Annotated in this window: 2 protein-coding genes; both read right to left on the reverse strand. The window is 44.4% G+C overall.

Annotated features, from left to right (window positions below; all coding sequences use genetic code 11):
- Window positions 1-32: 32 nt before the first annotated feature.
- Window positions 33-950 carry an IS3 family transposase gene (locus COP04_RS19215; protein ID WP_157800397.1) on the reverse strand — a complete coding sequence of 306 codons (918 nt, stop codon included), beginning with the start codon at window positions 948-950 and terminating at the stop codon, window positions 33-35.
- The gene (locus tag COP04_RS19220) at window positions 896-1,450 is read right to left on the reverse strand and encodes a helix-turn-helix domain-containing protein (protein WP_100486821.1); all 555 of its coding nucleotides are present in this window, start codon (window positions 1,448-1,450) and stop codon (window positions 896-898) included. Before COP04_RS19220 ends, COP04_RS19215 begins: the two co-directional genes overlap by 55 nt.
- Between the last annotated feature and the right edge of the window lie 51 nt (window positions 1,451-1,501).

The following is a 1,501-nucleotide window of genomic DNA, read 5'->3' on the forward strand; positions in this document are numbered from 1 at the left end:
TTTGATCTGAACCCCAAAAGCTGGACACATTTTTAAGCTGTTTGCTCGGTAGTCGAAATCCGATAATCAATCGGACTTAGACCCCCGAGTTTTTCTTTGATTCTGGATCTATTATAGTACTTAATCCATTCACGCATGGCCCGTTTAAGTTCTTCCCGAGTCTGATAATCATGAGAATGGACTGTTTCAGCCTTCATGATGTGAAAGAAGCTTTCCATCTGGGCATTATCTAAACAGGTGGCCTTCCGAGACATACTCTGATAGACCCGATGCGATTTAAGTTCTCTGCACCACGCCTCATTCTGGTATTGGAACCCCTGATCTGTGTGCACATAGGTACGATAGTGATGCTCAGGAAGATGCTCCAGGGCCTCATGAAGCGGTTTGAGCGCAAAAGCGACAGTTGGATGGTCACTGATCGCAAAGGATAGGATTTCGTCGGAATAGAGATCCAGCACAGGTTCAAGATAAAGGCGTTCTCTCGTCGTTTTGCGGCCCCAACGAAATTCAGAGACGTCCGCCACCAGTTTCTGGAATGGACGGTCGGTTATGAAGCGGCGGCGGAGCCGATTCTTAGCGATTTTCCCAACGGTCCCCTTGTACGAGTTGTATTTACGCATCCGTTTGGTATAGAAGGTTGACTGGAGACCTTCGGCTTCCATAATGCGCTGCACTTTCTTATGATTTACAGTCACGTGCTGATTATTTTTCAGAGCTAAGAAGACACGACGATAACCGTAATCTGGATGGTCCTGCTTGATTGCTTTTATTTCCGAGGTTACCGGGTCATCCCCCTCTGCCTGTGGGCGGTGAAGCTCATAATAATACACGCTCTTAGGCAGTTTCACCACTCGAAGAATATCACTCAGAGAGTCGTGCTGCCTCAGCTCAGTAACTACTTGCGCTTGTTCCGTTCGTGTTGCTCTCTCTGACGAACTAAGGCCTCTAATTTTTTTAAATACTCATTCTCGATCCGGAGTAATTTGTTTTCTTTCTCCAGATCCTTAAGTCGTTGTTGATCTGATTCAAATGGTTCTTCCACTTTTTTATTTCTCTTAACTTGATTTGTAGGATCTGATTTCTTTCGTTTCCCCATGGGTGGACGCCCTCGCTTTGTTCTCAATCCATCCAATCCCCTTGCTTGAAACCGTCGATCCCACTGATAGATCGTAGAGGATGTAGAGATATTAAAGTGGTTGGCGGTTTCATTAAGAGATGAATGGTTCTCCTTCATCCACTTTAATACTTCCAGTTTGAAATTGCTGGCGTACTCCGACCGTTTTTCACGATTTTTGAATCCTACAGAACCATTCGATTGATATTGATGCATCCATTTCAGGACAGTGTCATGTCCTGGTATATGATATTTATGGTGTAGAAAAGTGCTGCCTGCCCCGACCAGATACTCACTAATAATTTTCACTTTAAAATCATTAGAGTACTTTGTCACATGAAAACCCCCTAAAGTTGGTTTGTTGTCCAACTTTAGGGGGTCACTTCA

Origin of the sequence: Sporolactobacillus pectinivorans, from assembly GCF_002802965.1 — a bacterium.
GTDB lineage: Bacteria > Bacillota > Bacilli > Bacillales > Sporolactobacillaceae > Sporolactobacillus > Sporolactobacillus pectinivorans.